We start from the raw sequence: 25,989 nt of genomic DNA, 5'->3' as shown, positions 1-25,989 counted from the left end.
GCTTTTGGCGGAATCAGGTGCACTTATACACTTCATTCTCTCATCCAGCCCACTTTAGTCGGAATCAGGTGCACTTATACACTTCATTCTCTCATCCAGCCCACCTTGGCCGGAATAAGGTGCACTTATACACTTCATTCTCTCATCCAGTCCACCTAGGCCGGAATCAAGTGCACTTATACACTTCATGCTCTCATCCAGCCCACTTTGATCGGAATGAGGTGCACTTATACACTTCATTCTCTCATTCAGCCCACTTTGATCGAAATGAGGTGCACTTATACACTTCATTCTCTCATCCAGCCTACTTTGGCCGGATTTGCGCTGGCCTCCTGTGCAGTGGCTCCCAAGTTTTCTTCTGAACTACTCTAAGTCTTCCAAGGCCCTTAAGCTTTGATCTTGCTTTGTTCTTGCTTTGATCTTGCTTTGTTCTTGCTTTGTTCTTGCTTTGTTCTTGCTTTGATCTTGCTTTGTTCTTGCTTTGTTATTGATTGTTCTTGCTATGTTCTTGCTTTGTTCTTGCTTTGTTCTTGCTTTGTTCTTGCTTTGTTCTTGCTTGTTCTTGATTTGTTCTTATGCTTCGTTCTTGTGTTTTGTCCTTAAGCTTTGTTCTTATCCTTTACTCTTACTCCTTACTCTTACTCTTACTCTTACTCTTACTCCTTACTCTTACTCTTACTCTTACTCCTTACTCTTAATCCTTACTTTTGAGCATTCCCCTTACTCCTACTATTATTACTCCTACTGCTACCCTTACTCCAACTGCTACCCTTACTCCTACTCTAATCCCTTACCCTAACCGCTTCCCTATCCCGGCCTTCAGCTGCGCCAGCACAGCAGCAGGCACACTCACGCTGCCGATTTCCCCATGAAAAACAACGCCCTGCCGCGCACCGTGGAAGTCTGAGCCGCCGGTAACGAGCAGGCCGAATTCCTCGGCCAGTGACAGGTAACGGGCATGCTCCGCAGGACCGTGGTCGGAATGGTAGACCTCGATGCCGTCCAGATCACATTGCTCCACAATGCTGCGCACCAGTTCATCATCGCCATAAATACCGGGATGCGCCAAGACAGCCGCACCACCCGCTTCACGAATCCAGCGGCAGGCCACCTCCGGTGTGATGCGCGGAGGAGATACATAAGCCGCCGCACCTTCAGCCAGATATTTGTCAAAAGCATCCCGCATGTCCACTGCCGCGCCCAGCCGGACCAGCTCATCGGCGATATGCGGGCGGCCAATGCTCTCATCCGGCTTCAGCTCCCGCCCCAGCCCTGACACCACCTGCTCCAGGGTGATCGCAATGCCCAGCCCGCGCAGCTTCTCCAGAATCGCTTCATTGCGCCCGAGCCGGGTATTGCGCTGTTCTTCCAGCCGGGACAGCAAGAGCTCCTGCTCAGTGTCAATATAGTAACCGAGAACATGGATCTCCTTGCCGCCTGCACGTGTGCTGATTTCTACACCGGGAACCACGGTAATTCCATACTGCCTGCCCGCCTCCAGCGCTTCCGCAACACCGCTGAGCGTATCATGGTCGGTAATGGCTAGCGCGGCCAGCCCCTTCTCAAAGCCCAGCCGCACGTTCTCGGCCGGCGGCTGCATGCCGTCCGAGGCCTGTGTGTGGGTGTGCAGATCGCATCTCCCTGCGGTATCAGCAGTGTCCTGCGTGTGGGCCTCAGCCTGTGACGGCTCGGTATGACTGTTATGATCTTTCATAGAATCCCTCCGTTCTTCAGATCGGTCTATACAGCTATTCTTATACGGTTATTCTTATGCTATTGTCCTCTATTGTCCGCCGGTATGCTGGCGCAGGAAGTTCAGGAAGGTCACCGCCGAGATCGGCAGCAGGGTCGATTTCAGATGAATGGCATAGAATTGCCGTTTGAACGACGCGTCCGCCAGATTGACAATCTTCAGCAGGCCGAGTGCCACTTCATGCTTGACCGAGGAGGTCGAGATGATCGTGATCCCCAGCCCGGCCTCTACCGCTGACTTCACAGCTCCGGTGCTGCCCAGCTCCATCACAATCCGCATGGCGGCAGGATCAAGCCCTTTGGCTTCCAGTTGCTCCTCCATCACCCGTCTTGTACCCGAGCCGCGCTCGCGCAGGACAAACGGATAGGCGAGCGCCCCCTCCAGAGTCACTTCAGCCTGATTGGCCAGCGGATGATCCCGGGGCACGATCAGCTTCAGTTCATCGCCCATTACCGGTTCAATCACCATATCCGGGTGGGTTACCGGCGCCTCAATCAGCCCGAAATTCAGCTGGTGCTTGTTGATCTCATCCATAATCTGTGAAGTGTTCATCACCTTCATCATGATGGAGATGTGCGGATATTCCTTGCCGAAAGGCCCCAGCAGGCGGGGAAGCACATATTCCCCAATGGTCAGGCTGGCTCCCAGCTGCAGGCGGCCCTCCAGCATGTGAGTGAAGGCCGACATCGCCTGATCCGTCTCGCGCATCAGCTGCATACTGCGCAGCGCGAACGGCATCAGCGTGAGACCGGCCTCGGTGAGCATGATTTTTTTGGTGGACCGGTCGAACAGCTTGGTTCCGAAATAATCCTCAAGCGCCTGGACCTGCATCGTCACCGCCGGCTGGGTCATATGCAGGGTCTGTGCCGCCGCCGAGAAGCTGCCCCGTTCGGATACGGTATAGAAAATATGAAGCTGATGAAAATTCATACGTTACTGCTCCTTTGTTAATCGTATATTTCCAGCAAAAAGGCACGCAGCCCTAAGCCGCATGCCTCCCTGGTTCTTGGTATCCTACTTGCGCCTGCGGCGTTTCTTCGACAGCTTGATCCGCCGGGAATGACGCAGCCAGGAGTAGTATTTCTTGAGATCCCGGAGCTGCGGAATCACCGATATTTTGCCGAGAAAGGACACGATTATCATGACATACAGCGGCTCTCCGGCGAGGGTGGTTACGCCCTCAAGCTGCCTGAAATCAGCCACGATCACCGTATCATTGTCGATCAGATAAGCGTTATATTCACTGTTCGAGTAAGGCCTCAGCCGGTTCTGCTTCAGGGCCTGCCAGATCCAGACGGTCACCTCGCCGTTCCCGCTGTCCTCCTGGGCAATCCGGTTCGCGTAGCGGTCCTTCGCATGCCGGGTAAGCACAATGTCAGCAATCCGGTAATTATTAAGCACGATATGGAAGGGTTCGTATACCCCCCACCAGTCCATCCCCTTGCCCTGCATTGTATTGTCATCACACTCCACGTAAAAGGGTCTTGGCATGCTCTTATTGTTGTCAATCTTACCGCATTGACGGCTGTTGTTCAAGCATACCGCGATCCCCGGCAGTCCGGCTGTGCGGAATCTCCTGTATGCCTATTTCGGCAATAATCCGGTCCGGTTGATCTTATACAGCACGGGGATAGCCGCCATTATGAGAATCATCCCCATAAAAGCAGGTGCTGCGGGTCCCAGCAATACATAAAGTTGTCCTCCAATCAGCGGCCCGATCATTCTTGCCAGCGCCTGAATCGACTGGCTGCCCCCTTGAACCCGTCCCTGCTCGACGGCAGCGGCAGACTTGGATAACATCCCGTTGAATGAAGGCCCGAAGACCGAATCGCCGAAACCGAAGATAAACATACCTGCGATAAAAAGAGGATAGAAGGAGAACAAGGCAGACAACGCAAACAGACCGTAGCCCGCAATTTCCGAGACCATTCCTAGAATGGCTATCTGTTTGTCACTGTATTTTTGCAGCAGCCTGGGCATGATGAATGCTTGTGACAGAATGTCCTGCAGACCCATAATCGAGAACATAAGTCCGATGACCGCCGGCTTCCAGCTGAAATTATCCAAGGTAAACTGTGAAAAGATAGCCTGCAACGATCCGTTCGGTATCCACAGCAGGAATGCGGAGACAAGCAGCCTGTTCAAGTTCTTCATGGACATGAGATTGGCAAGCTGCGTGAAGGGATTCAGCCTCATCCATGAGATTTCCTTCAGTCTTTTCTGCTTCTCCAGGCTCTCCGGCATGAACAAGAATCCGTACCCCACATTCACCAAAGTTACAGCAGCTCCGAAATACATGGGCACCGAGTAACCAAACCTGGCCAGCAATCCGCCCACTGACGGTCCAATAATGGTACCTGCCCCTACCACCGCACTCATCCAGCCAAAGTACTTTGTCCGCTGCTCCGGCGGAAGGATGTCTGCAAAATAGGCGAATATCGTGCTGATGCTCCCGCCTGTGATCCCTTCGATAATCCGCCCGGCAAACAGCACCCACAACGCCCCTCCAAGCCCGAAAATGAAGTACCCGGTGGCAGAACCCAATAAGCAGATTAAAAGCAGGGGGCGGCGTCCGTATTTATCGCTTAGAGCACCGAGTACGGGAGCCGCAAAAAACACGCAGGCAGCATACGCAGAAGTCAGCATCGTAACCATTACCGCTTGTTTTCCGGGATCGCTTATATAAGGCTGTACCAGGAACGGGACAACAGGAGCTATGATACTGAAGCCTATTCCGCACAAAAATACAGAGATAAGGCCGAAGATTAGCGCGTGTTTGTCTACCTTTTGTCCTGTATGCTGGCGTTTATTGGACGGTTGATCTGATCTGAAAATGGACATTTCACGACTCTCCTCAGAAATTGATTTATGTTTCCTAAGAAACAATAATATTCTATCACGTTTTTGGTTCCTTGGAAACAAAAATTATACAATAAAAAAACAGCCTGCTCTCTATAGAGTCCGGCTGCTTCGGTTTATTGTTTTCCTATTCAAGTAGATTCGGGATTGTTGTCCAGCTCCTGCCGCTTAATCTCTTCATCCAAATGTCTGCTGTACTTCTCCATGAAGCTGATCATACTGTCATACTGGCTGGCGGTCACCTGCTCGAACACAGGGCGGTCCCGCTCCCGGAACTCCCGGTGCAGCTTATCATGGATGTCGTAAATGGACTGCCCCTCGGCCGTAAGCCTGAAATAAATTTCTTTATGATTCCCCGGCTTCCGGTAGCTCTCGATCAGACCTTTGTGCAGGAGCTTCTGGGTAATTTTGCTTATGGCCCCCCTGGTCATATACAAGGACTCGGCAAGTCTGGTCACGTTAGAATCTGCATTTCTCCCAATGTATTCAATACAATGTACCTCCGAAGGCTTATTGCCCTTAAGACTGGATTCCATCTTGGCTTTGTTCAGCCAGCTTAACTTATTGAATAAGTCCCGGAAAGCTGTTAATACCTGCTCCTCTTTATTCATTGCCAACCCTCCGCTCAAGCGGAAACGGCTTTGCCGTCCTTTGATAAGCACGGTATTCGTTTCAGCGAGAAATATAAGGATAAGTTATCATGAGAAACCTATACATTCTTATATTTTCAAAAAAACAGACGCCCAGCGGCGCCTGTCCAAGTAACTGCTATAATGAATTACAGACCGAAATACCGGGACTTGTCCGGTCCGTTGCTGGTATATTCTGTCTTAAGCTCATTGCGGTAAGAACGCTCAATCTTGCGCACATAGGAAAGTCTGCGGACATTCTTCATAACTTCCTCGGCGCGCTCTGCATTGACATACATTACCGCATAGTGCATTTTACGGGATACATAGTGCAGTGTTCCGTATTTCTCCAGGTTGCGCGCCGCCTTGACGTCGCTGACCCATACGATATAACCTGTCCGTTCCGCAAACATAAGCTCATCCGCCTCTCTTTCTCTGTCTATTCATGGGTCAGCTTATCCGCAAGAGCATTTGCCGCCGCTGCCGCATCCGCCTTTGGGGGACGGGTCATTGCTTGGAACCTTGATACTGTCCGATACCGAGAATGCGATCGCCTCAGACATGGAATGAAGAATATCATCCAGCGTCTTCTCCGCATTCTTGAACCGAACTACCGCTTCGAACTGTTCGAGCTCCCGTTCTACGGCCGCAACCTCATCCTTGGCCGAGTGATAGTTCGGGTGAAAATGGCCAAACCGCTGTGTCTCCTCAAACAGCTCCTTCTTGCCCTGCAGCCGCTTGATTATGGCCTGGATTTCGGGATCGGTATCCACCTGGCCCTTCCAGTATAAGTAATCCGACACTTCTGCGGATTGATTAATCATATCGCCTAATTCATAGGCGTATGTCAGCACTTCGGCCATATCAACCGTATTCATTTCCGCTACGCTCATGAACTTCAACTCTTTTCTGCATTTAATGTTCTACCGCAGCGATAGACTACCTTATCATAACATATCCGCCCGCCCCAGCAGAAGAAGAATTTCTATGTTTGAGCGGATGCAGCAGCTTCATTTCCTCCCAGCCCTCCGCAGCAAGCTCGATCTCCTCAGCTGTCTCCGTGTCCGGAAGCAGCAGAATGCCCCGGACTTTCCATGGGCGCCCGCTGATCCGCTCAGGGATGAACTCGGCTGCCCTGCCCTGATGCGAAAGGCGAACCTTGATTCCCCAGCCCAGAGCCTGCTCCATGATCTTTTGCGCTGTGGTGATATGATACTGCCTCCACTGGTTGAACCACATCTGCGGCACGGCTTCCTCACCCGGCAGCTCCAGCTTCATCCGGTTGTCTCTATCCAGCGGCAGAAGCTGCGGAGAGGGACCTGTACCCAGTAGTCCCCGTTCCCCGGCCGCTGACGGAAGCTCGTAACGCCGCGTTGTCCCAGGCGGTGCAAACGGCTCGAAGAGCCGCTGCTGTCCGGTGTCCTCATTCGCGCCCCCGGTCCTTACCGACGGGGCCAGACCGGCGGCTGTAAGCTCCTTGCGAAGTTGCCCGGCAGCTTCCGGCCGGACAATGAAGTGAAGCGGCCCGATACGGGTAACGATGTCCTGTAGCCGGGGATGCTCGGCAATATCCCGTCCCTCCTGCTCCCCGGCACAGGACAGCAGGAGCACATCCGCCAGCACGGTCCGCCCGATTCCTCTGGCCCACTGCCGCAGCGACAGCTCAACCTGCTCCGGCAGTCCCCCCGCAGCATGGGCGCTGAGCCAAGCGATAACCTCACTGGGATCGCTGCCCTGCTCCGCTGCGGCTTCCAGCCTCTCCCGGGTTAACCGGAAGCTCCAGAGATCCTCATTATGCAGCAGCTCCGCATACCCGGCCAGGCTCCAGCGGACCGCATAAGGAACCTCCGGCGGGACCAGCACCTCGAAATCCGGCTGCACTATGAAGCCGGTTGCCGCGCAGTCTGGAGCCGGTGGCGCGCTGCCCGGAGCCAGTGGCGTGCAGTCCAGAGCCAGTGGCGCGCTGCCCGGAGCCAGTGGCGCGTAATCCAGAGCCAGTGGCGTGCAGTCCGGAGCCGATGGCGTGCAGTCCAGAGCCAGTGGCGCGCTGCCCGGAGCCAGTGGCGTGCAGTCCGGAGCCGGTGGCGTGCAGTCCAGAGCCAGTGGCGCGCTGCCCGGAGCCGGTGGCGTGCAGTCCGGAGCCGGTGGCGCGCTGCCCGGAGTTAGTGGCGTGCAGTCCGGAGCCAGTGTGATCTTGTCTGCTTCCTCTTCTCCGGGTCTCCATGAGCTGTTGCTGACCATCCTCTGTGCTTCAGGAGCGCCCCCTTCTCCATCAGCACTCCTGTAAGCCTCCTCTGCCCCCGCTACACCCTGCGAAGTTTTTCCAGCCTTAATATCGGTCAGCTGCGGCTTCACTGCCTTCCAGCGGAAGCAAGGTTCTCCTTCCGCCGAAGTTCCCAGCTCACACCAGCCGAATCCGGCCAGCAGAGAAATCCAGGCAAGAACAGACAGCTTCAGGCCGGAGTCTGCCTCTTCCGAGATAGACCACTCCTTGGCGAGACCCTGTTGCATCATCCATCTCAGAATAGGATTTACAGCAAACCATTCGCCTGCTGTGAACTCCGCCGCCGAGATTAAGTGCCTGAAATGCTGCTCTTCAGGCCCCGGAGAACCATAACGGCTGATCACAATGGTGTAGAGCGTATCCGTCATCTCTTGAGCAGAGAGCGACAGCCATTGCTGCAGCCGCTCCCTGTCCGGCAGATACCCGCTGCTGTGGCGGCTGATCAGTCCCAGCACGGTAAGCAGATCAATGATTACCGTTACCGGCAGCGGATAGCTCTCCGGCCTGGAAGAAGCCGGCCGCAGCAGTGCTGCATGCTGCTCCTGCATGGACAGCTGTCCGGCAAGCCGGCTGAGCTGCTTCTTATGTATCACTCCCTTAGCTGTCAGCGGCAGGCCTTCCTGAGCGATGAACAGCAGCCCGCGGAATACCTCTGCGGCCAGCTCCGTACAGGCAGCAAGCTCAACCTGGACAGAACCCTCCACCCGGACCTGCGGGCATCCCTCCCAGAAGCTCCGCAGGATGAAGGACAACTGCTGCTGCGGAATCTGATACAGCTTCTCTCCCCAGACCTTCTGCCGCAGCTCAAGCATCCCTGCGTGAAGCAGCTCATCCAGGGCAAGCGCCTGCTGCGCACGGCACAGGAATTCAGGCCGCAGCCGGTCAACAGTATCTGCGGCAAAAGGAGAAGCCGCATGCTCCGCGGCTATCCGCAGCAGCACTTCGCAGGCCTCTGCCGTCAGCTTCAAGGTATCACCTGCCTGCTCCTGTCTCATCACAGAACAGCCCCTTCCGCCGGGTCCAGCAACCGGACTCCATACTCGTAGCCTTGCTCCGTCAAGAACATCCGGCGGCGCAGAGCGAAGTCCTGCTCCCGGCTGTCGCCCGTAACCAGCGTATAGAAATACGCCTTGTTATCGCCCGGCTTTGGGCGCAGGATACGGCCCAGCCGCTGCGCCTCCTCCTGCCGCGAACCGAAGGCCCCGGATACCTCAATCGCCACCGAGGCATCCGGCAGATTCACAGCAAAGTTAGCCACCTTGGAGACGATCAGCAGCGGCAGCTTCCCCTCATTGAATGCGGCATACAGCGCGCTGCGCTCCTTCTGCGAAGTCTTGCCTGTGATCAGCGGAGCCTCCAGCTGCTCCGACATTTGCTCCAGCTGGTCGAGGTACTGGCCGATCACCAGAATGGCCGCTGCGGGATGTGCTGCAGCAATCTGTGATGCGGCCAGCGCCTTGGCCTGATTGCCTGCCGCGAGGCGGAACTGCTCCTTCACCCCGGCATACATATATTGCTGGCGCAGCATCTCGTTCATCGGGACGATGACCTCGATGCAGTCGACAGCCGCAATCCACCCCTGCTTCTCCAGCACCTTCCAGGGCAGGTCATAGCATCTCGGGCCGATCAGGGAGAACACATCTCCCTCCCGCCCGTCTTCCCGGACCAGGGTTGCGGTCAGACCCAGCCGCCGCGTAGCCTGAATATCAGCGGTTGCCCGGAAGACAGGCGCCGGAAGCAGATGGACCTCGTCATAAATAATCAGCCCCCAATTCCGTTCATTGAACAGATTCATGTGGACAAACGGCCCTCCCTTGGAGCGCCTATGGGTCAGAATCTGATAAGTTGCAACGGTTACAGGCCGCACCTCCCGGTTCTCCCCGCTGTATTCCCCAACCTCTTCCGCGCTCAGAGTAGTCCGCTTCAGCAGCTCCTCCCGCCACTGTTCTACGGAGGTAGTGCTTGAAGTAAGGATCAGTGTCTCGCACTGCAGCTGCTCCAGTACAGCAAGACCGACAACCGTCTTGCCTGCCCCGCAGGGCAGCACGACCACACCGCTGCCCCCTTGTCCGCCGATCCCCTGGAACTGGCGGACAGCCTCCCGTTGATAATCCCGGAGCCCGAAGCCGGACCCGTTCCCCTCTGCCTCTTCTCTGAGGGACTTCCTCCAGGTCAGCTTCAGCTCCTGCCCGTCCCGGTACCCGGCATAATCAAGGACCGGATAACCCAGTCTCGTTAACTCCTGCTTCAAAAGCCCCCGGTTCACCTTAGGGCAATCGCTCTGCCGCTCCCCGGACCGGAACAAACCCAGCTGCTTAAGCTGCTGGCCGGCATCCTGCTCTTCCAGCTCATCCAGCAGCCCGGCGTGGCCGGCGGATAACGTAACAAGCTGCGGATCACTCTCATGCGTGTGCAGCTGCAAGCTGCCGTAACGTGACATCAGCAGTTCAATCTCATCTTCCAGACCGGAAGGAATGCCCCACCGGGACAGCTTCCGGAGCCTGCCAATCACCTCTGACGCAGCCTGCCCTCCGGCTGCTGCGTTCCACAGGGACAACGGCGTGATCCGGTAAGTGTGATAGGCTGGCGGACTTTTAACAAGCTCGGCAAACTCACTTAGCATCTCCCGCGCTTCCTCATACCCGGAATGGCCGCATTCCAGCAGAATTGTCCGGTCATTCCTTACGATACATGGCCCCGTACCTGCTCCGTTCATCCTATTCCCTCCTTGTCTCCTATGTGGTTCAACCTCTTAAACTGCTAACTGAGCATATCTGAGATACCGGGTGGTGAAACAAATTACTCTAGGGGTGAAAAATGAGAGAGTCTTGGCGGCGTGCATCGTAATGAGGTGCACTACTGCTCCTCACCTGCTCATTTAGCCCGCGTCTGCTGAATTCAGGTGCACTACTGCTCCTCAATTGCTCATTCAGCCTGCGTCCGTTGAATTCAGGTGCACTAGTGCTCCTCATTTGTTCATTTAGCCTACGTCTGCTGAATTCAGGTGTACTTTTGCACCTCACTTGCTCTTTCAGCCTGCATCCGTTGAATTCAGGTGCACTAGTGCTCCTCATTCTTCACTTTCAGCTACACTCCGCCCATTCAGAGGGACTTATCCCTTTGATTCCACCACCCGTCCTACTCCCAGCCCCATCAGAGGGATATATCCCTTTAATTTCTCCATCCGGCCTATTTCCAGCCCCATCAGAGGGATTTATCCCTTCGATTCCCTCATCCGGCCTACTCCCAGCCAAATCAGAGGGATTTATCCCTTTGATTTCTCCATCCCGGCCTACTCATGCCCCATCAGAGGGATATATCCCTCTGATTTCTCCATCCGGCCTATTTCCTGCCCCATCAGAGGGATTTATCCCTTTAATTCTCCAATCCGGCCTACTCCCAGCCCCATCAGAGGGATTTATCCCTTTGATTCCACCATCCGTCCTACTCCCAGCACCATTCAGAGGGACTTATCCCTTTGATCCCCCCATCCGGCCTACTCCCAGCCCATTCAGAGGGACTTATCCCTCTCATTCCCCTTCCGTCCTTCACTCAGACTCTTCCGTCCCCCTCCAGCCTACTCCCAGCCGAATCAGAGGGACATATCCTTTTGATTTCCGTATTTTTCGGTACAACGAAAAAGCCCATCTCCGCAACCCGGATAATGAGCCTTTCCTCATGATATTTAGTGCAGCTGCTGCTGTGAGATGTCATGGAGCGCTTCCGCAGCCTCATCGGCGAACACTCTCTTGACTGCCAAATCGCCCAGCGACACTATTCCGGTCAGCTTCTTGTCCCGGGTCACCGGAATCCGGCGGATCTGCGCGGACGCCATCAGCTCAGCCGCTTCCTCAACGGACGCAGACTCCGGAACGGAGATGACCTCCCGGCTCATGACCGTCTCAACAGCAGTTGAGCCGGAATGCTTGTCCGCATACCCCCGGATGACCAGATCCCGGTCGGTGATCACACCAATCAGGGTTGCCCCGTCAGCCGAATCTACCACAGGAATGAAGCCGGTCCCGTTATCTCTCATTTTAACGGCAACCTCGTAGATATTGTCCAGCAGAGTAACCGACACCGGATGCGCGGTCATGACTTCTTTGACTGTCTTCAAGGTCTTCAACAATGAACCCTCCTGTCCATGTTACCATGGCATTTGAGAGTAGTTTTTCCTGGAGCGCCAGGTTTTATACGGATGACGCTTCATTCAGACTGGAATCGGCCATCGCGATCAGCAGCTTGACTCCATGGAGCATGGCATCCTCATCGAAGTCGAATTTGCTGTGATGATGCGGATAGACAGCACCCTTGTCCGGGTTGCCCGCACCTACGAAGATGAAGCAGCCGGGAATCTCCTTCACATAATAAGAGAAGTCCTCCGCCGGCATAATCTGCTCCATCCGAATCACTTCTGCGTCCGGCCCCAGCGCCTCAGGTGCGACACGGTAAAAGCGGTTATATTCCGCTTCGTCGTTCACCAGCGGCGGATAACCCATCAGATAATCGACCTTCGCTTCTGCACCGTACGCCGCGGCAACCGAGGCTGCCATCTCTTCGATTCTGCGGCGGATCAGATGACGCGTCTCTTCATCGAACGCCCGCACCGTCCCGGTAATGCGGCAGCGCTCAGCAATGATATTCTGGGCCGAACCGCCCTGAATGGTTCCTACACTGACTACAGCAGGGCGCAGCGGATCAACATTCCGGCTGACAATACTCTGCAGCCCGGTCACCAGTGCCGCACCGGCAACAATGCTGTCTACTGTGCGGTTCGGCATCCCGCCGTGTCCGCCCCTGCCGATCATATCAATGAAGAACTCATCGGCGGACGCCATCAGCGGCCCCGGCGCACTGCCTACCGTTCCGAGCGGGAGCGGTGTCCACAAGTGCAGCCCGTAGACAGCATCCGCCCCCTCCAGCACGCCTTCCGCAATCATTCCCACCGCACCGCCGGGACAGACCTCCTCCGCCGGCTGGAACAAAAAGCGGATCTCCCCCTTCAGTTCCTCACGGCGGGAGCTATAATAAGCAGCGGCTGCAAGCAGCATGGCCGTATGGCCGTCATGCCCGCAGGCATGCATAATACCGGGATGCTGTGAAGCATATTCCCGGCCATTCTCTTCGGTGATAGCCAGTGCATCCATATCCGCCCGGAGGACAACCGTTCTGCCGGACTCCCGGCCCTTAAGTATGCCTGTCAAGCCGTAGCCCGCTTTGCTCCGTCTGATCTCAATCCCCAGTTCAGCGAGCCTTGCCGCGACATAGGCGGAGGTCTCCTTCTCCTGATACGACAGCTCCGGATGACGATGCAGATGGCGCCGCCATTTCACCATTTCCGGTAGCAGCCCGCTGGCCGTTAACCTCTCCATAATTCTCCATTCCCTTCTCTGGCAGCATCCTTCGGACAAGCCTGCTTCATCCCGGCTTCGTCCGCAGCCTGCCAACTTTCTTTTATTGTAGCAGATTCGCCAAAAAAAGTGGGTACCGATCAGCCCGATCTACCTTGCACAACCCTGGGAAACATACTATCATGAGGAAGAACAATAGCAAATTTTAATTACAAATGTATCATTATACTTCATTAAGGGGAGTTGTGCGCTATGATATTTGAGAACACTGGCCTCGAAGGATTGAAGAGTGACCTTCTTTATCTCGACGAGAGTGCAACCAAAGCCGGATTCATCAGGTGGCAATGGGAATACTACCGCGCTACTTACGACTGCAAAATAGAAGACCGTCAGGATGGTGGCGAATACTTCCTGCGGGTCAATACCCGCGCAGTGGAAGGCAAGCTGGAGAAAGCCGATGCGGTGCTGGCCATTGAAGCCGTCTACCTGGGCAAAGCGACTTTCCCCCACGGGCTGGATTACGAATCTCCGGTGCCTCAGCCGGTGCTGGATGCCGCCAAGAAGCATATCCATGAATTGAAAGCGCTGCTGGAAGCTTGAGTACCATGAAGGGAAGAACGGCTGCTAAATCCAGCCCGCCCAAAAGAGGGACGCCCGACTTCCAGATGCTTATTCTCACCCTGCTATTCGTCGGTTTCGGCGTGCTAATGGTGTTCAGCTCCAGCTCCAGCTTAACCCTTGCGAACAAGTTATTCAGTTATGATGCCTTCTTTTTCGTGAAGCGCCAGTTGGTCTGGGCTGTGCTGGGCACCTTCATCATGTTCATCGTGATGAATATTCACTACAGCAAGTTCAAGAAGTGGTACGCCCCGATCTTCGTAATTACACTAGTCCTGCTGCTGTTCGTTGCGACCACAGAGGGGATAAACGGCGCCAAGAGCTGGATGAGCATCGGAACCCTTGGGATTCAGCCTACCGAGCTGGCCAAGATCTCCATCATCCTGTATCTGGCTGCCCTGATCACCAAAAAAGGCGAACGCCTGCGCGATTTACGGACAGGATATATCCCTGTGATGATTATCGTCGGGATTGTCGCCGGACTGATTATGATGCAGCCCGATCTCGGCTCCTGCCTCATTCTCGTTGCTACCAGCGGACTTGTCATCTATGCCGGCGGCGCCAGCATGAAGCATATTATGGGCTCAATCGGCCTGCTTGTGCTGGGGGTGGCCCTCGTCATGGGAGCCAAGACCGCCATTGATTCCTTATCGCCGCCGTCCGAGAAGGCCGAAGTTACGCAGGATTACAGACAGGGCCGTATTGAAGCCTTCCTGGACCCTGAGGGCAATGCTGACGGCTCCGGTTATCAAATTATGCAATCCTTAATCGCCCTGGGCGAAGGAGGCACGCAAGGCTCCGGGTTCGGCCAGAGCATCCAAAAGCTGCATTATCTGCCGTATCCGTATACCGACTTTATCTTCGCCGTGATCGGTGAGGAGCTGGGCTTTGTGGGAACGGCTCTGTTTCTCCTGCTATACCTGTATTTTATCTGGCGGGGGATTCTGATCTCACTGCGCTGTACTGATCCCTTTGGCACACTCGTCGGCATCGGGATCATGGGACTCATCGCCATTCAGGCCTTCATCAATATTGGCGGTGTAACCAACACCATCCCGCTTACAGGGGTCACACTACCCTTTATCAGCTACGGCGGCTCCTCCTTGCTCGTCACCATGCTCTGCATGGGGATCATTCTCAGCATCTCCAGAGAGACCAACCGCCCTGCCAAAGAGGAAGTCGTGAAGTCTGTGACTACCGTCAGACAGGTCCGCAACAACAGAAGTGCCGGTACCCGTGCACGCTAAGAGGCTACATACAGATGATGTATGAGGAAATTAAAAGGCAGTCCGGAATATCCGGACTGCCTTTTGCATGGATGTCTAATATAATTGGGCTTAAGAAATCTCGTCGTTCTTGAACGCTACGCCTTCGACCTTAACATTTACCTCTACGATGTGAAGCCCTGTCATACTCTCCACGGCCTCGCGGACATTCTGCTGAAGCATGCGGCACACTTCATGAATCGGCGTTTCATACAGGACGATAATGCGCAGATCTACCGCAGCTTCCAATTGGCCTACCTCGACCGTAACACCCTTCTGCACATTCTTGCCGCTCAGGCGTTTCGCCCAGCCCTCTGACAAACCGCCAGACATGGCTGCAATTCCGGGAGTCTCAAGTGCTGCCAAGCCGGCAATTTTTGAGACAACGTCATTGGATATCCGTATATTTCCCATTTCAAGTTGAAGCTGTTCTGCCATGCCATATCCCCCCTACTCTCATTATCAATTATTGTAATTCCAAAACAGGCTAAAAAGCAAATCACTTTCTCTCAGCCCCGTTTACAGCCCTGAACAATTTGGGTATATTGATTATGAAATCAACCTACATATAGAGACTGGAGTGTGCTGTACCTTGAAAAAATGGATCTCTCCGGCGCTGCTGGTCATCAGCTTCATCCTCAGCGCCATAGGGCACTACGCGGACTGGGATCATACCCTTCAGTTCGTATTGTCCGCTGTTTCTGTCATCTTCGTGGCCGGCTTCCTCGGCCGGGCCACAGAGAGCGTAGCCCACTATGCCGGACAGCGGCTGGGCGGCTTCCTTAACGCCACATTCGGCAATGCGGCCGAGCTGATCATCGCCTTCTTCCTGGTCAAGGAAGGACTGTTCGACATGGTCAAAGCAAGTCTTACCGGCTCGATCATCGGCAACCTGCTGCTGGTGCTCGGACTCAGTATTTTTGCCGGGGGCATGAAGTTCAAGGTTCAGAACTTCAATGTCACACTCGCCGGTCTGAACGGCTCGCTGATGATTGTTGCAGTCATCGCTCTGTTCGTTCCTGCCATGTTCTTCAATACGCACTCCATCACCGAGAAGGACACGGATGTGCTGAGCCTTGTCGTCGCAGGTCTGCTGATCGCCGCCTACCTGGCGTGGCTGGTCTTCTCCATGATTACGCACAAGAAATATCTGGCCGACGTCACTGAGGATAACGCAGAGGAGCTTCCGAACGAACAAGCTCCTGTGTGGTCCAGAAACCGTTCGATCCTCTATCTGGTGATTGCTACAGTGATGGTCGCGTTCGTCAGCGAATGGCTGGTCGGTACCCTGGAGACCCTGACGGAACGCTTCGGCTTCAGCGAGCTGTTCGTCGGCGCCTTCCTCGTAGCGATTATCGGTAACGCCGCAGAACACAGTGCCGCAATTATGCTGGCCATGAAGAACAAGATCGGTGCCGCCGTTGAGATTGCCGTAGGAAGCAGTCTGCAGATCGCCCTGTTCGTCGCCCCTGTGCTGATCTTCGCCAGTTATTTCATGGGCAACACCATGTCTATTGTCTTCACAACGATTGAGATTGTAGCAATTGCCGTATCCGTGTTCATCGCCAAGTCGATTATTCAGGACGGTTCCACCAACTGGTACGAAGGCCTCCTGCTGCTGGCGGTCTACTTGATTCTGGGCGTATCGTTCTATCTGGTTTAGATTCTAAAAAAAACGCACACGATCGACCCTGGGGTCTTTCGTGTGCGTTTTTATGAAAATATAAGAATTATATGTTTCACGCTATACATTATCCTTCTATTTCTCGCTGAAACGGTACCGTCCTTAAAAGGACGGCAAAGCCGTTTCCACTTGATGACCGGGACTTACATCTCCCGCTCCTCAGCCTTCTTGTTCAGCGCCTCGTACAATACAGCCAAATTACGCTCCAGCTTGCTCAGCACCTGCTTGCCTGTAAATTCCGGTACCAGTCCCGCCCTGACCGCAAAATCGACCTCTCTCGAGAAGCCATACATCTGGGTATCCAGCACTTCCTCATAGAGAGGGCAGTAACGGGTCGCCAAATTCTCCATCTGTACTTCAATAAGCTTCTGAATTTTATCGGCATCTTCTTGAAGAAGATTGATTGCTTTGATATTAAGCTGTTCCTGCAAATCCGATGAAGTCATGCATTTTCCCCCCCATGTCCCAAAGTTACAGCTGCTAATGCTTATTATTCTTAATATTAGTCGAAATTAGGACCTAATACAAGATTTCAGTTATGGTTATTCCCGAAGTTCCTGCAAAAACAACGTTATTCACAGCAAAGACGCCCAGCCGCAGGGCCAGACGTCTTAGGGGAATCTCAAATTACTCTGCTACAACAGTGAAATTCAAATTGTGCTTGGCAAAAACTTCACTCATAGCTTTCTTAGCTTCTTCGGCATCTGTTCCATGTACGTGCAGTTCGTAGCTTTGGCTGGATACCAGGGTAGTGAACAAGCCAAGGATGCTCTTGACATCAATGTACTTGTTGTCCGCTTGAAGAACGATAGATGAGTTAAACTGGCTTGCTGTCTGTGCAATATCCACGATTGCCGCATTGTTGGACATAGGAATCCCTCCGCAACTTGATTATGAACTTATGTTCATCTGTAACCAATTCCATGATACATTGAATCCGCTTACCCACGCAAGGTGTTTCTTAAAAACAAGCCTGTGCGTATCGTTGCTCACCGCTTTTATATCATTTTATTTCAGGTTCTCCGGATTCAGACCTTCCAGCTCCGGCAGTACAAAAATTCCATCCTTGCGGATCAGCACATCATCGAAGTAGATCTCTCCGCCGCCGTAATCGGGACGCTGAATGAGCACCAGGTCCCAGTGAATGGACGAACGGTTGCCGTTGTCAGTCACATCATAAGCCTGGCCCGGCGTAAAGTGCAGGCTGCCGGCAATCTTCTCGTCGAACAGAATATCCTTCATGGGATGAAGAATATACGGGTTGAAGCCGATAGCGAACTCACCGATATGGCGCGCCCCGTCGTCGGAATCCAGAATTTCATTCAGGCGCGGCGTATCATTGCTGGAAGCCTCCACGATCCGGCCGTTCTCGAACGTAAACTTCACATTCTCGAAGGTCACGCCGTTATAGATCGACGCAGCATTATAGCTGATCGTTCCGTTCACCGAATCACGCACAGGTGCGCTGTACACTTCCCCGTCCGGAATGTTTTTTTGGCCGGAGCATTTCTCAGCCCCGATTCCCTTGATGGAGAAGGTGAGATCGGTTCCGGGACCGGAGATACGCACCTTGTCGGTTCTGCGCATAAGCTCAGCCAGCGAATCCTGGGCCTTGTCCATTTTGGCATAATCCAGATTGCAGACTTCAAAATAAAAGTCCTCAAAGGCCTCAGTGCTTGTATTGGCAAGCTGGGCCATGCTGGCGTTAGGGTAGCGCAGAACGACCCATTTGGTGTGCTTGACGCGCTCTTCGCTATGTACCGGGTGGGAATACAGGGAATTGTAGAGCTTCATGTTCTCTTCCGGCACATCGGACAGATCATTGACATTCTCACCGGCACGGATGCCGATATAGCAGTCCATCTGCTTCATCCGGTTCAGGTCGATGTCTGCCCAGACCTTCATTCCTTCAGGTGTTGCATATTTGAGCATACTGCGCAGAACGGTACGGTCGGTCAGCTGTACAAATGCACGGCCTCCGGCTTTGCCCACTTCCTCCACAACGGCTTTGATCAAATCTCTTTCACTGCCGATCATTTCGACGAGTACATTCTCGCCGGGCTGAACATTTACGGAATAACCTACAAGGTTCGCCGCGAGTTTTTGAATCCGGGGATCATTCATCTTTCTCTCTCTTCCTTCCTGATACAGAAAATAAACATACCGTTATATTGTAGCACGCCTGCTATAGAGCGCAAGCCATTACGGGAAGCGAATACTCATTGATAACCATAGAAATCAACCTGGGTGATATAGGTCTCTTCAGTGGTCGTTCCTGCCTTGCCGAGATAGGTCAGCGTGCGGTTCCAGGTCAGCCGTGCAGGCAGATTCCGCTTCGGATCCACCTTGAGGTAATAAATCGTCCGGATATCCGCCTGATCCAGTCTCTGCTGCAGCTCCGACTGCTTCTGCTCCCATAATGCAGTCTTTGCTTCCAGCGCCTTAGCGTGCGTGCCAGCAGCCGTAACTGCTCCGCTCCCGGCAACCGGACGTATCGCCTGCATCTCGCGTTCCAGCTCTGCCGAGAGCTGACTGCGCGCCGCCTCTGCCGTAAGCTCAATCCGCAGGACCCGGGTTCCCCGTGCGCTTCCCGCTTCCTCGGTCACCTTCTTATCCAGCCTCTCCAGGTCCTCCAGCTGCCGCAGCGGGTTCAATGCCTCCAGCGGATTGCTCCCGGCCAAGGCCGGGGAGCCCTGCTTCATCGTCCATGTACCGTCTTCCTTCACCAGCCGGGTATAATAGACCGGAGCCTCTCCCGGGCCTTGCCCGAGTGGATGCGGACCGGACTCTGCCGCAGAAGCGGGATGGCCCCCGTCCGGCAGGAGGGAATACAGGCTGATCTTGTTATGATCTGCCACCTTGCCCCCATAGTAGATCGAAGATTCCGGGACCGCCTTGCCGCCGACCAGCAGAGCAGCCGCTCCTTCAAAAGATACGCCGTCGCTGCCATCCATACCGGCCATAACTAGACTGAGGTCCTCCGCCGCCGGTTTGTCTTTCATAACCGCGCACCCGGTGAACGGAAGAACACAGAGCATCAGCAATATCAGGATTCCCGTGCGCAGCCGCAGCAATTTCATCATGGCAACCAAGCCCTTTCTGCAATAAGCGGGTATACATACATTCTTCCTAGGGTCTCCTTGAATGCTGGGCTTATACGCGAATCCACCCCGCAAAAATAAAAGAATCCCCAGGTCTATGCCCAAGGATTCTTCGAGGTGTTCTCCAGCATTTTGTTATCAATCACTACCTGATTGCGCCCGTTGTTCTTGGCTTCATACAGTGCCATATCCGCCCGGTAGAACAGCGATTCCACGCTCACCCGCTCATCGGTCCAGCTCCACTCGGCAATCCCGCAGGATACGGTCACGCAAGGCTCTGTCTCGCCCATCACCCGCTTGCGGATACGCTCGCCCACAAATACTGCCTGCTGGACTCCAAGCTGGGGCAGATACACGGCAAGCTCTTCTCCGCCCCATCTGGCGGCAACATCCCCCTGACGGATCGAGGATTTGACGATTTCGCTGACCTGTCGCAGGATCTTGTCACCCTTCTGGTGCCCATAGGTATCATTGACCATCTTGAACTGGTCAATGTCCACAACAATCAGCGTTCCGCAGAAATCCTTGGACTGCCGCTGCTTGATCTCTTCATCCAGATAGTGCCGGGCGAAAAGTCCTGTCAGCGTATCCCGGTTGGCGAGACGGCGCACTTCAGCGTGCAGCCTGGCATTCCCGACAGCCAGCCCGATATGGCCTGCCATCGCCTGCAGCAGCCTGTAGCTGTCATAAGAGAAGAAATGAGCCTCCTTATGCGCAAGCATAATAGCCCCCCGGACCTCACCGCCAACACATAGCGGAGTTGCGATCAGCGACTGTGAACCGGTAGCATCCATTAGCGCTGAAGTCTGCCCGACCGCATATTTGTAATCGGACATGAGCAGCGGCTCTCCTGAGCCGTATACCTTGCTGCCGAGTCCCTGCCCGGTTTCAACCAGTTCACCCAGCAGCGGGAGATGATTGCAGGCAATGACCTCCAGGCCGCCGCGTTCTTCATTCTTATGCAGAATGCAGCAGTAATCCGCTTCGAACATAGCCAGCAGCTCTTCAAAGGCAAACTGAAAAATATCGCCCAGACGCAGGCTCTGATTGAGCCGCTGGGTAAGCTCATTGCTCATGCGCAGCTCTCTGATGAGCTGGTTGGAGCGCTCATACAGCTTCGCATTCTCGAAGGCGGTACCCGCTGTATCGGCGACCATAGACAGAAAGCTCAGATCCAGTTCATGGAAGGAGCGCTTGTCCAGCAGCATATGAAATACACCGTAGACCCCCTGCTTGCCGCCGAGCGGAAGCCCCACCTCAACGGTCGCGTTGTCTTCACGCCCGGTGTGAAGGATCACCTTCCCGTCCTTGAACGCTCTGGCACAGACATCATTGCTTGCCCATTGCCGCGGAAGCGGCTTGACCTGCGGATGAGTGCTGCGGTGGTCCTGGGACATGAACAGATCCAGCCGTGCCCCCGGATACATCGCCGCAATGCTGTCAATGACCTCTGTCAGCACAGCATCCACATCAATGTTGTCATGCATGCGCTGGACAATCTGAAAAAGCAGCGACCGGCGGCTGCCCTCCCGTTCGGCATGCAGATGCACACCTGCAAGGTCCGAGACAAATACATGTTCAAATGTATGATAAAAGCAGGTCTGGAAGTGCATCGACATGGCTTCTGCCGTATGTCTTCCGCCCATGTCATACTGCTCAGCCGGCATCCTGCAGCCAAGCACTGCAAATATTTCTCCGTGCCCGCGGGTAAATATGGGCAAAACCAGTAATGTATAGGCCTGTCCTTCTTCCACGATCTCAGCGGTATGTATACTTCCTGTCTGCAAGCAGACTCCGGCTGCCGCCTCCCACTCCGATCTCCAGCGCCCCTGCCGGAATTCGGAGTCAGATTCAATCCAGTCACCTTCAAAATTCAGCACACACCAGCTCCAGCTCTCCGTGAAGGAGGGCACTCCCTGTCCCTGCCACTCTCTGAAACTATCGGCAATCAAGCTGGCTGCATAGGGGAAATCGTGAGATACGATATCCGTCTCCCGCAGCCAGGCGGCGGGATCTTCTGATTCACCGCCAGAATGCCTCTTGTCCTGTAACAGCATACGGCTGTCCATATCCTTATGACCGTATGCCTCCTGCTCTGACATAAAGAGGACCCCCTTTGCATCTTCAATCAGGCTAGGGCCGGAGCACGCCCCCTGATTCTATATAGTAAGGATAATAGTAAGGATATTTGAAATCACATTTTCCGATAACATCCAATTAGCTATATTTTACTCCCTTTCCTTAGGTATTGCATTATATTTTCCGCAAAACCGGGATTTTTTTTAGGACCAAAGAACTAACGACAAAGAAAGACAAAAACTCTTTTAACTTGCGCTTGACTTTCACTGTCATTTTCATATAATATTTATTGTTGAACAAGACTGTAACAAGTCTTCATTGGGCGTAACGTTGTGTCACCCTCTACGCATTTCGTTACTGCCAGGGCAGCGGCTGAACTTCCCTGTGCAGTGTGAAACCATTTAACGCTTTCACGGATACGAATTGCGGCGCAAATAGGCCCTACAATAAATTTTCTTAATTAAAAGGAGTCTACTATAATGGCACGTTACACCGGACCTAAATTCAAACTCAGCCGCCGTCTGGGCATTTCCCTAAGCGGTACAGGCAAAGACCTGAAACGCCCTTTCCCACCAGGACAGCACGGCGCTAACCAACGCAGAAAAGTAAGTAACTACGGCATGCAGCTTTTGGAAAAACAAAAACTGCGTCACATGTACGGCTTGGGCGAAAAGCAGTTTAAAACTCTTTTCACCAAAGCACAAAAGCTTCAGGGTATCGCGGGCGAAAACTTCATGTTCTTGCTTGAGAGCCGCCTGGACAACCTGGTTTACCGTCTTGGATTCGCTAACTCCCGTGCAGGCGCACGCCAGTTGGTATCCCACGGCCACGTAACCGTTAACGGCAAAAAAGTTGACATCGCTTCTTACCGCGTAAGCGTGGGCGACGTTATCGGACTTCGCGAAAGAAGCCGCGCTATGGGTTCTATCAAAGAAGCTCTTGACAACCGCTCCCACCTTCCAGGTTATCTGGAATATGCTGACGGATCGTTCGAAGGTAAATTCCTTCGTTTGCCTGAACGTGCCGAGCTGTCCCAGGATATCGATGAGAAGCAAATCGTCGAGTTCTACAACCGTTAAGATTCCGCTGCAAGCAGAATCTGATCAAAGCTCCCGGATTTTTATCCGGGAGCTTTTTTTGTTCAAATATAAGGGAATTATATGATGCATACGCCCCTGCTGAAAATCCTCTGCAGCAGAAGCGCATTCAAAATCGCCAAATTGTGCTATAATAGTTCCGTTAAAAGGAGGATTATCGTCGATGGTTGAGGAGAACAAAAAGAAGACCGCAAAACAGCGTCCACCGCGCAGATCCTGGCTCCGCAGGTTCGGTTCAGTCGTGAAGTGGATGTTCATACTCGGTATACTCGGCTTTCTGTTTGCCGGAGGCGCCGTTGCAGGGTACGTCACTTCGATAGTGAAGGATGATCCGGTCCGGAATGAAGAATTGATCCAGCAGCAAGTTGGGCTGAACGCCATTACCGGCTTTGCCTACTTCAGTGACGGGCAGCCGATCGGCCAGCTCCGGACGGAAGAAGACCGCAGAATTATTGAATTCAACGATATTCCACAGCTTGTGATTGATGCCGTTCTCGCTATAGAGGACAATAATTTCTACAATCATAAAGGGGTGGATGTCAGCGGCACCCTGCGTGCCGTCAAGCAAAAGGTGCTGAATGAATCCACTCAGACCGGGGGCAGTACCCTTACCCAGCAGCTTGCCCGGCGTGTGTTCCTGAACCTGGATCGTACGGAAGACCGTAAGGTGAAGGAAATCCTGCTGTCCCTGCGGCTGGAGCGCTTCTTGTCCAAGCAGGAAATATTAACGGCTTATTTAAACAAGGTTCCTTTCGGGAACGGTTCCAACGGCTATAATGTATTCGGCATCAAGGCTGCCGCCAAGGGCATCTTCGGTATTAATGATCTGGAGAAGCTGAATGTGGCCCAAGCGGCATACCTCGCGGGCCTGCCTCAGCTCCCTTCTAAGTACTCCGCGTTCAATGGTGTGGGCGAATTCAACGAGACGGCCTTCGGACGGGCGATGGACCGTCAGCGGCTGGTGCTGCGGCGGATGCTGGAGGAGAACAAGATTACCACCTCCCAGTACGATGAAGCCCTGCTCTTCGACATCAAGGGCTCCCTTGCTCCACATACGAAGAAGGCTTATGCCACCTTCCCTTATCTTATGATGGAGACTGAACGCAAGGCGTCTGAAATTCTGCTAAAGCTGAAGGAAGAGAACGCCGCCAGCAATACTGCCAAGACAACCAATTCTGCTCAGCTTCTGGAGGAAGCCCGCCAGCAGCTGATGACCGGCGGCTACCGGGTGTACACTACCATTGACAAGAAAGTGTACAGTGCCATGCACACCATCTCCGAAGACAGCAGTAACTTCACGAAGGATAGTAAGGCCAGAGGCAAGGAACAGACTGCGGGCATTATGATTAACAATAAAACCGGAGCGATCCTCGGCATGATTGAAGGACGCGATTTCAACATCGAGCAAATGAACTACGCTACCCAGATGATCCGCCAGCCCGGCTCCACCATGAAGCCGATCGCAGCCTATCTGCCTGCGCTGGATGCAGGACTGATTCAGCCTGCCGGCATTCTGGACGATGCACCGGTAGTTATGAAGGATGGGGGCAAGGGTTACCATATTCCCAAGAATGCCAACAACCGCTATCAGGGTCTGGTTACCGCCCGGTATGCCTTGAACAAATCCCTGAACCTCCCGGCCCTTAAGCTGTTCAATGACAAGGTCGGGATCGAGAAAGCCTGGGCCTTCTCCAAGAAGCTGGGGATCACTACAATAGAGGAGAATGATTATAACGCACAGACCGGGGTTATCGGGGGTCTGCGTTACGGGGTTTCGGTGGAAGAGCTGACCAATGCCTATGCCTCTATCGGCAATCAGGGTGCCTTCACTGATGCGTATATGATCGAGAAGATCGTGGACTCGCAAGGTAAAATCGTCTACCAGCATAAAGTCAATCCGGAACAGGTCTTCTCCAAACAGACGGCTTATCTGATGACTGATATGCTGCGTACTGTAATAACTGACGGTACGGCAAGTACGGTGAAGAGGAATTACAAGCATTTCAAAGAGGTGCCGATTGTCGGCAAAACCGGTTCCACCCAGAACTACGGGGATGTCTGGTTCATGGGTTATTCTCCGGATGTCACACTCGGTATATGGGTGGGCTACAAAGAGCAGATCAACACACTCCAGGGTGATTCACAGAAACGTCAAGCACAGACCTTGTGGACCAAGGTTATGAATACTGTAATCGACAAGCGTCCCGAGCTGTTTGTAACGAAGGAATTCTCCAAGCCCGAGGGTATCGTCAAAGCGACAGTATCTGCTTACAGCGGCAAGAAGCCCTCCAGGCTGACAGACAGATATACAACGGATCTGTTCAATGCGAAATTTGTCCCTACAGAGAGCGACGACGGTATTTCCAAGGCCAGATATATCACTTATAACGGGGTGAATTACATTCCCCTTGAAGGCACTCCTGAAGATTTCCTGAAGGAGAAGATCGTAGTCAAGCGCGAGAAGCCCATTCAGGAGCTGGTAAAAGAGCTGCGTGCAGCCTTCCCGGCTATGAGGTCACACGAATCACTCAGTTACTACATGCCGCGGGATGCCAAAACCGACTACCCTTCCGAGGTCGATCCACGGGTGGATGACGGCAACGGACCAAGCGCTCCCGGAGAAGTAATGGTCTCTTACAGCAGCGGCAAGGCTGTAGTCACCTTCACTCCAAGCGGTTCTCCCGATGTGGTTGGCTACCGTCTGTACCGTTCCCTTAACGGAGGTTCCTTCAAAAAGCAGGACGTTCTCTCGGCTGGAGAAAGTACCGTCTTCAAGCCTGGAACACCAGACGGTGTGAGCGCCAGCTTCTATGTTGCAGCGGTGGACGTAGCCGGGCACGAGACAGCCTCCAGCGTTATAGCCGGCGGCACTAAGCCTACCCCGGAGCCAACGCCTTCTCCGGAACAGCCTCCGGTCACTCCGCCGACACCGGACGCCGGAATCATCCCGGATAACACCGAGGAGCCCGGCATGATCATTGTTCAGCCAACAGCTAACAATGATCCGGCTCCCGTAGGCGGAACTAACGGAGCCGGGGGCAACAGCGGCAACGGCAGCACTAACACTGGCGGGAAAGCCACCAATAAGCCGGCCGGCAATACCGGCGGATAAGGGTTGCGGCAAATCAGATGCTCAAAATTCTCAAAAGCTTCAAACGTCAAAAAAGCAGCGATTCACTCCAATAACGGGAGTGAATCGCTGCTTTCTGTTTTTGATCCATTGCTGCTTAGCGTCCATCCAAGTGCTTACGTTGATCCAGCTGAAAAAT

At 53.8% G+C, this 25,989-nt stretch carries 22 protein-coding genes; 5 read left to right on the top strand and 17 right to left on the bottom strand.

The features are described from left to right. Positions 1 to 790 precede the first annotated feature (790 nt). From KDC22_RS13590 to KDC22_RS13540, 11 genes are all read right to left on the bottom strand, one after another. On the bottom strand, positions 791 to 1,714 hold the full coding sequence (locus KDC22_RS13590; RefSeq protein WP_211723419.1) for a PHP domain-containing protein: 924 nt from the start codon (positions 1,712 to 1,714) through the stop codon (positions 791 to 793). Between the two features lie 69 nt (positions 1,715 to 1,783). Continuing rightward, entirely contained in the window at positions 1,784 to 2,683 is a 900-nt protein-coding gene (locus KDC22_RS13585; RefSeq protein WP_173126247.1) for a selenium metabolism-associated LysR family transcriptional regulator, read from the bottom strand. Between the two features lie 84 nt (positions 2,684 to 2,767). Then, complete coding sequence (locus tag KDC22_RS13580) at positions 2,768 to 3,244, bottom strand: hypothetical protein (RefSeq protein WP_246553555.1); 477 nt, start codon at positions 3,242 to 3,244, stop codon at positions 2,768 to 2,770. 93 nt (positions 3,245 to 3,337) lie between these two features. Further along, positions 3,338 to 4,594 (bottom strand): MFS transporter, encoded by a 1,257-nt coding sequence (locus KDC22_RS13575; protein ID WP_211723418.1) that lies wholly within the window; start codon positions 4,592 to 4,594, stop codon positions 3,338 to 3,340. Positions 4,595 to 4,743: 149 nt separating this feature from the next. Further along, positions 4,744 to 5,223, bottom strand: a complete 480-nt coding sequence (locus KDC22_RS13570; RefSeq protein ID WP_211723417.1) for a MarR family winged helix-turn-helix transcriptional regulator — start codon at positions 5,221 to 5,223, stop codon at positions 4,744 to 4,746. A 167-nt stretch (positions 5,224 to 5,390) separates the two neighbouring features. Then, positions 5,391 to 5,654, bottom strand: a complete 264-nt coding sequence (locus KDC22_RS13565; RefSeq protein WP_173126238.1) for a YlbG family protein — start codon at positions 5,652 to 5,654, stop codon at positions 5,391 to 5,393. Between the two features lie 42 nt (positions 5,655 to 5,696). Continuing rightward, positions 5,697 to 6,134, bottom strand: coding sequence for a YlbF/YmcA family competence regulator (locus KDC22_RS13560; protein ID WP_211723416.1), 438 nt, complete (start codon positions 6,132 to 6,134; stop codon positions 5,697 to 5,699). A 46-nt stretch (positions 6,135 to 6,180) separates the two neighbouring features. After that, complete coding sequence (locus KDC22_RS13555) at positions 6,181 to 8,520, bottom strand: helicase-associated domain-containing protein (RefSeq protein ID WP_246553712.1); 2,340 nt, start codon at positions 8,518 to 8,520, stop codon at positions 6,181 to 6,183. Continuing rightward, complete coding sequence (locus KDC22_RS13550; protein WP_211723414.1) at positions 8,520 to 10,241, bottom strand: DNA repair helicase XPB; 1,722 nt, start codon at positions 10,239 to 10,241, stop codon at positions 8,520 to 8,522. The genes KDC22_RS13555 and KDC22_RS13550 overlap by 1 nt, the downstream gene beginning before the upstream one ends. Before the next feature lie 969 nt (positions 10,242 to 11,210). Beyond that, positions 11,211 to 11,642 (bottom strand): CBS domain-containing protein, encoded by a 432-nt coding sequence (locus KDC22_RS13545; RefSeq protein ID WP_211724031.1) that lies wholly within the window; start codon positions 11,640 to 11,642, stop codon positions 11,211 to 11,213. A 73-nt stretch (positions 11,643 to 11,715) separates the two neighbouring features. Next, positions 11,716 to 12,897, bottom strand: coding sequence for an amidohydrolase (locus KDC22_RS13540; protein ID WP_211723413.1), 1,182 nt, complete (start codon positions 12,895 to 12,897; stop codon positions 11,716 to 11,718). A gap of 231 nt (positions 12,898 to 13,128) precedes the next feature. Between KDC22_RS13540 and KDC22_RS13535 the strand changes: the two genes are divergently transcribed. Further along, positions 13,129 to 13,476: a YugN family protein gene (locus tag KDC22_RS13535; protein WP_211723412.1), complete on the top strand. Its 348-nt coding sequence runs from the start codon at positions 13,129 to 13,131 to the stop codon at positions 13,474 to 13,476. Positions 13,477 to 13,481: 5 nt separating this feature from the next. Beyond that, entirely contained in the window at positions 13,482 to 14,741 is a 1,260-nt protein-coding gene (gene ftsW, locus KDC22_RS13530; RefSeq protein ID WP_173126220.1) for a putative lipid II flippase FtsW, read from the top strand. A gap of 90 nt (positions 14,742 to 14,831) precedes the next feature. Here the strand turns inward: ftsW and KDC22_RS13525 are convergent, their stop codons facing one another. Further along, on the bottom strand, positions 14,832 to 15,197 hold the full coding sequence (locus tag KDC22_RS13525) for an Asp23/Gls24 family envelope stress response protein (protein ID WP_019911482.1): 366 nt from the start codon (positions 15,195 to 15,197) through the stop codon (positions 14,832 to 14,834). Positions 15,198 to 15,351: 154 nt separating this feature from the next. On the opposite strand from KDC22_RS13525, the gene cax reads away from it, so the two are divergent. Then, positions 15,352 to 16,422 carry a calcium/proton exchanger gene (gene cax, locus KDC22_RS13520; RefSeq protein ID WP_211723410.1) on the top strand — a complete coding sequence of 357 codons (1,071 nt, stop codon included), beginning with the start codon at positions 15,352 to 15,354 and terminating at the stop codon, positions 16,420 to 16,422. 164 nt (positions 16,423 to 16,586) lie between these two features. Here cax and KDC22_RS13515 read toward each other — a convergent pair whose 3' ends face one another. From KDC22_RS13515 to KDC22_RS13495, 5 genes are all read right to left on the bottom strand, one after another. After that, positions 16,587 to 16,889 (bottom strand): Fpa/YlaN family protein, encoded by a 303-nt coding sequence (locus tag KDC22_RS13515; RefSeq protein ID WP_173126212.1) that lies wholly within the window; start codon positions 16,887 to 16,889, stop codon positions 16,587 to 16,589. Positions 16,890 to 17,070: 181 nt separating this feature from the next. After that, a complete protein-coding gene (locus tag KDC22_RS13510) occupies positions 17,071 to 17,313 on the bottom strand; it encodes an HPr family phosphocarrier protein (protein WP_036695008.1) in 243 nt (80 codons plus the stop codon). Between the two features lie 138 nt (positions 17,314 to 17,451). Next, entirely contained in the window at positions 17,452 to 18,567 is a 1,116-nt protein-coding gene (locus KDC22_RS13505; RefSeq protein WP_211723409.1) for an aminopeptidase, read from the bottom strand. Positions 18,568 to 18,662: 95 nt separating this feature from the next. Then, positions 18,663 to 19,526: a hypothetical protein gene (locus KDC22_RS13500; RefSeq protein ID WP_211723407.1), complete on the bottom strand. Its 864-nt coding sequence runs from the start codon at positions 19,524 to 19,526 to the stop codon at positions 18,663 to 18,665. Positions 19,527 to 19,639: 113 nt separating this feature from the next. Continuing rightward, the gene (locus KDC22_RS13495; RefSeq protein WP_211723406.1) at positions 19,640 to 21,646 is read right to left on the bottom strand and encodes a sensor domain-containing diguanylate cyclase; all 2,007 of its coding nucleotides are present in this window, start codon (positions 21,644 to 21,646) and stop codon (positions 19,640 to 19,642) included. 456 nt (positions 21,647 to 22,102) lie between these two features. Between KDC22_RS13495 and rpsD the strand changes: the two genes are divergently transcribed. Both rpsD and KDC22_RS13485 read left to right on the top strand, forming a co-directional pair. Continuing rightward, a complete protein-coding gene (gene rpsD / locus KDC22_RS13490) occupies positions 22,103 to 22,702 on the top strand; it encodes a 30S ribosomal protein S4 (protein WP_173126195.1) in 600 nt (199 codons plus the stop codon). 181 nt (positions 22,703 to 22,883) lie between these two features. Next, positions 22,884 to 25,832: a transglycosylase domain-containing protein gene (locus tag KDC22_RS13485; RefSeq protein WP_211723405.1), complete on the top strand. Its 2,949-nt coding sequence runs from the start codon at positions 22,884 to 22,886 to the stop codon at positions 25,830 to 25,832. The last annotated feature ends 157 nt before the right edge of the window (positions 25,833 to 25,989 follow it).

Source organism: Paenibacillus tritici, assembly GCF_018207515.1.
In the GTDB taxonomy this organism is placed as follows: Bacteria; Bacillota; Bacilli; order Paenibacillales; family Paenibacillaceae; genus Paenibacillus_AQ; species Paenibacillus_AQ tritici.
Note: the sequence above shows the minus strand (reverse complement) of the source record. Positions and strands in the feature narration are given on the sequence as shown.

Coding starts and splice junctions, on each gene's coding strand:
- KDC22_RS13580 (WP_246553555.1), bottom strand. CDS start 3,244: ATGCCAAGACCCTTTTACGTGGAGTGTGATGACAATACAATGCAGGGC.
- KDC22_RS13560 (WP_211723416.1), bottom strand. CDS start 6,134: ATGAGCGTAGCGGAAATGAATACGGTTGATATGGCCGAAGTGCTGACA.
- KDC22_RS13500 (WP_211723407.1), bottom strand. CDS start 19,526: ATGATGAAATTGCTGCGGCTGCGCACGGGAATCCTGATATTGCTGATG.
- KDC22_RS13485 (WP_211723405.1), top strand. CDS start 22,884: ATGGTTGAGGAGAACAAAAAGAAGACCGCAAAACAGCGTCCACCGCGC.
- KDC22_RS13535 (WP_211723412.1), top strand. CDS start 13,129: ATGATATTTGAGAACACTGGCCTCGAAGGATTGAAGAGTGACCTTCTT.
- KDC22_RS13510 (WP_036695008.1), bottom strand. CDS start 17,313: ATGTCCAACAATGCGGCAATCGTGGATATTGCACAGACAGCAAGCCAG.
- KDC22_RS13575 (WP_211723418.1), bottom strand. CDS start 4,594: ATGTCCATTTTCAGATCAGATCAACCGTCCAATAAACGCCAGCATACA.
- rpsD (WP_173126195.1), top strand. CDS start 22,103: ATGGCACGTTACACCGGACCTAAATTCAAACTCAGCCGCCGTCTGGGC.
- ftsW (WP_173126220.1), top strand. CDS start 13,482: ATGAAGGGAAGAACGGCTGCTAAATCCAGCCCGCCCAAAAGAGGGACG.
- KDC22_RS13525 (WP_019911482.1), bottom strand. CDS start 15,197: ATGGCAGAACAGCTTCAACTTGAAATGGGAAATATACGGATATCCAAT.
- KDC22_RS13495 (WP_211723406.1), bottom strand. CDS start 21,646: ATGTCAGAGCAGGAGGCATACGGTCATAAGGATATGGACAGCCGTATG.
- KDC22_RS13565 (WP_173126238.1), bottom strand. CDS start 5,654: ATGTTTGCGGAACGGACAGGTTATATCGTATGGGTCAGCGACGTCAAG.
- KDC22_RS13515 (WP_173126212.1), bottom strand. CDS start 16,889: ATGACTTCATCGGATTTGCAGGAACAGCTTAATATCAAAGCAATCAAT.
- KDC22_RS13555 (WP_246553712.1), bottom strand. CDS start 8,520: ATGAGACAGGAGCAGGCAGGTGATACCTTGAAGCTGACGGCAGAGGCC.
- KDC22_RS13550 (WP_211723414.1), bottom strand. CDS start 10,241: ATGAACGGAGCAGGTACGGGGCCATGTATCGTAAGGAATGACCGGACA.
- KDC22_RS13505 (WP_211723409.1), bottom strand. CDS start 18,567: ATGAATGATCCCCGGATTCAAAAACTCGCGGCGAACCTTGTAGGTTAT.
- KDC22_RS13570 (WP_211723417.1), bottom strand. CDS start 5,223: ATGAATAAAGAGGAGCAGGTATTAACAGCTTTCCGGGACTTATTCAAT.
- KDC22_RS13590 (WP_211723419.1), bottom strand. CDS start 1,714: ATGAAAGATCATAACAGTCATACCGAGCCGTCACAGGCTGAGGCCCAC.
- KDC22_RS13540 (WP_211723413.1), bottom strand. CDS start 12,897: ATGGAGAGGTTAACGGCCAGCGGGCTGCTACCGGAAATGGTGAAATGG.
- KDC22_RS13585 (WP_173126247.1), bottom strand. CDS start 2,683: ATGAATTTTCATCAGCTTCATATTTTCTATACCGTATCCGAACGGGGC.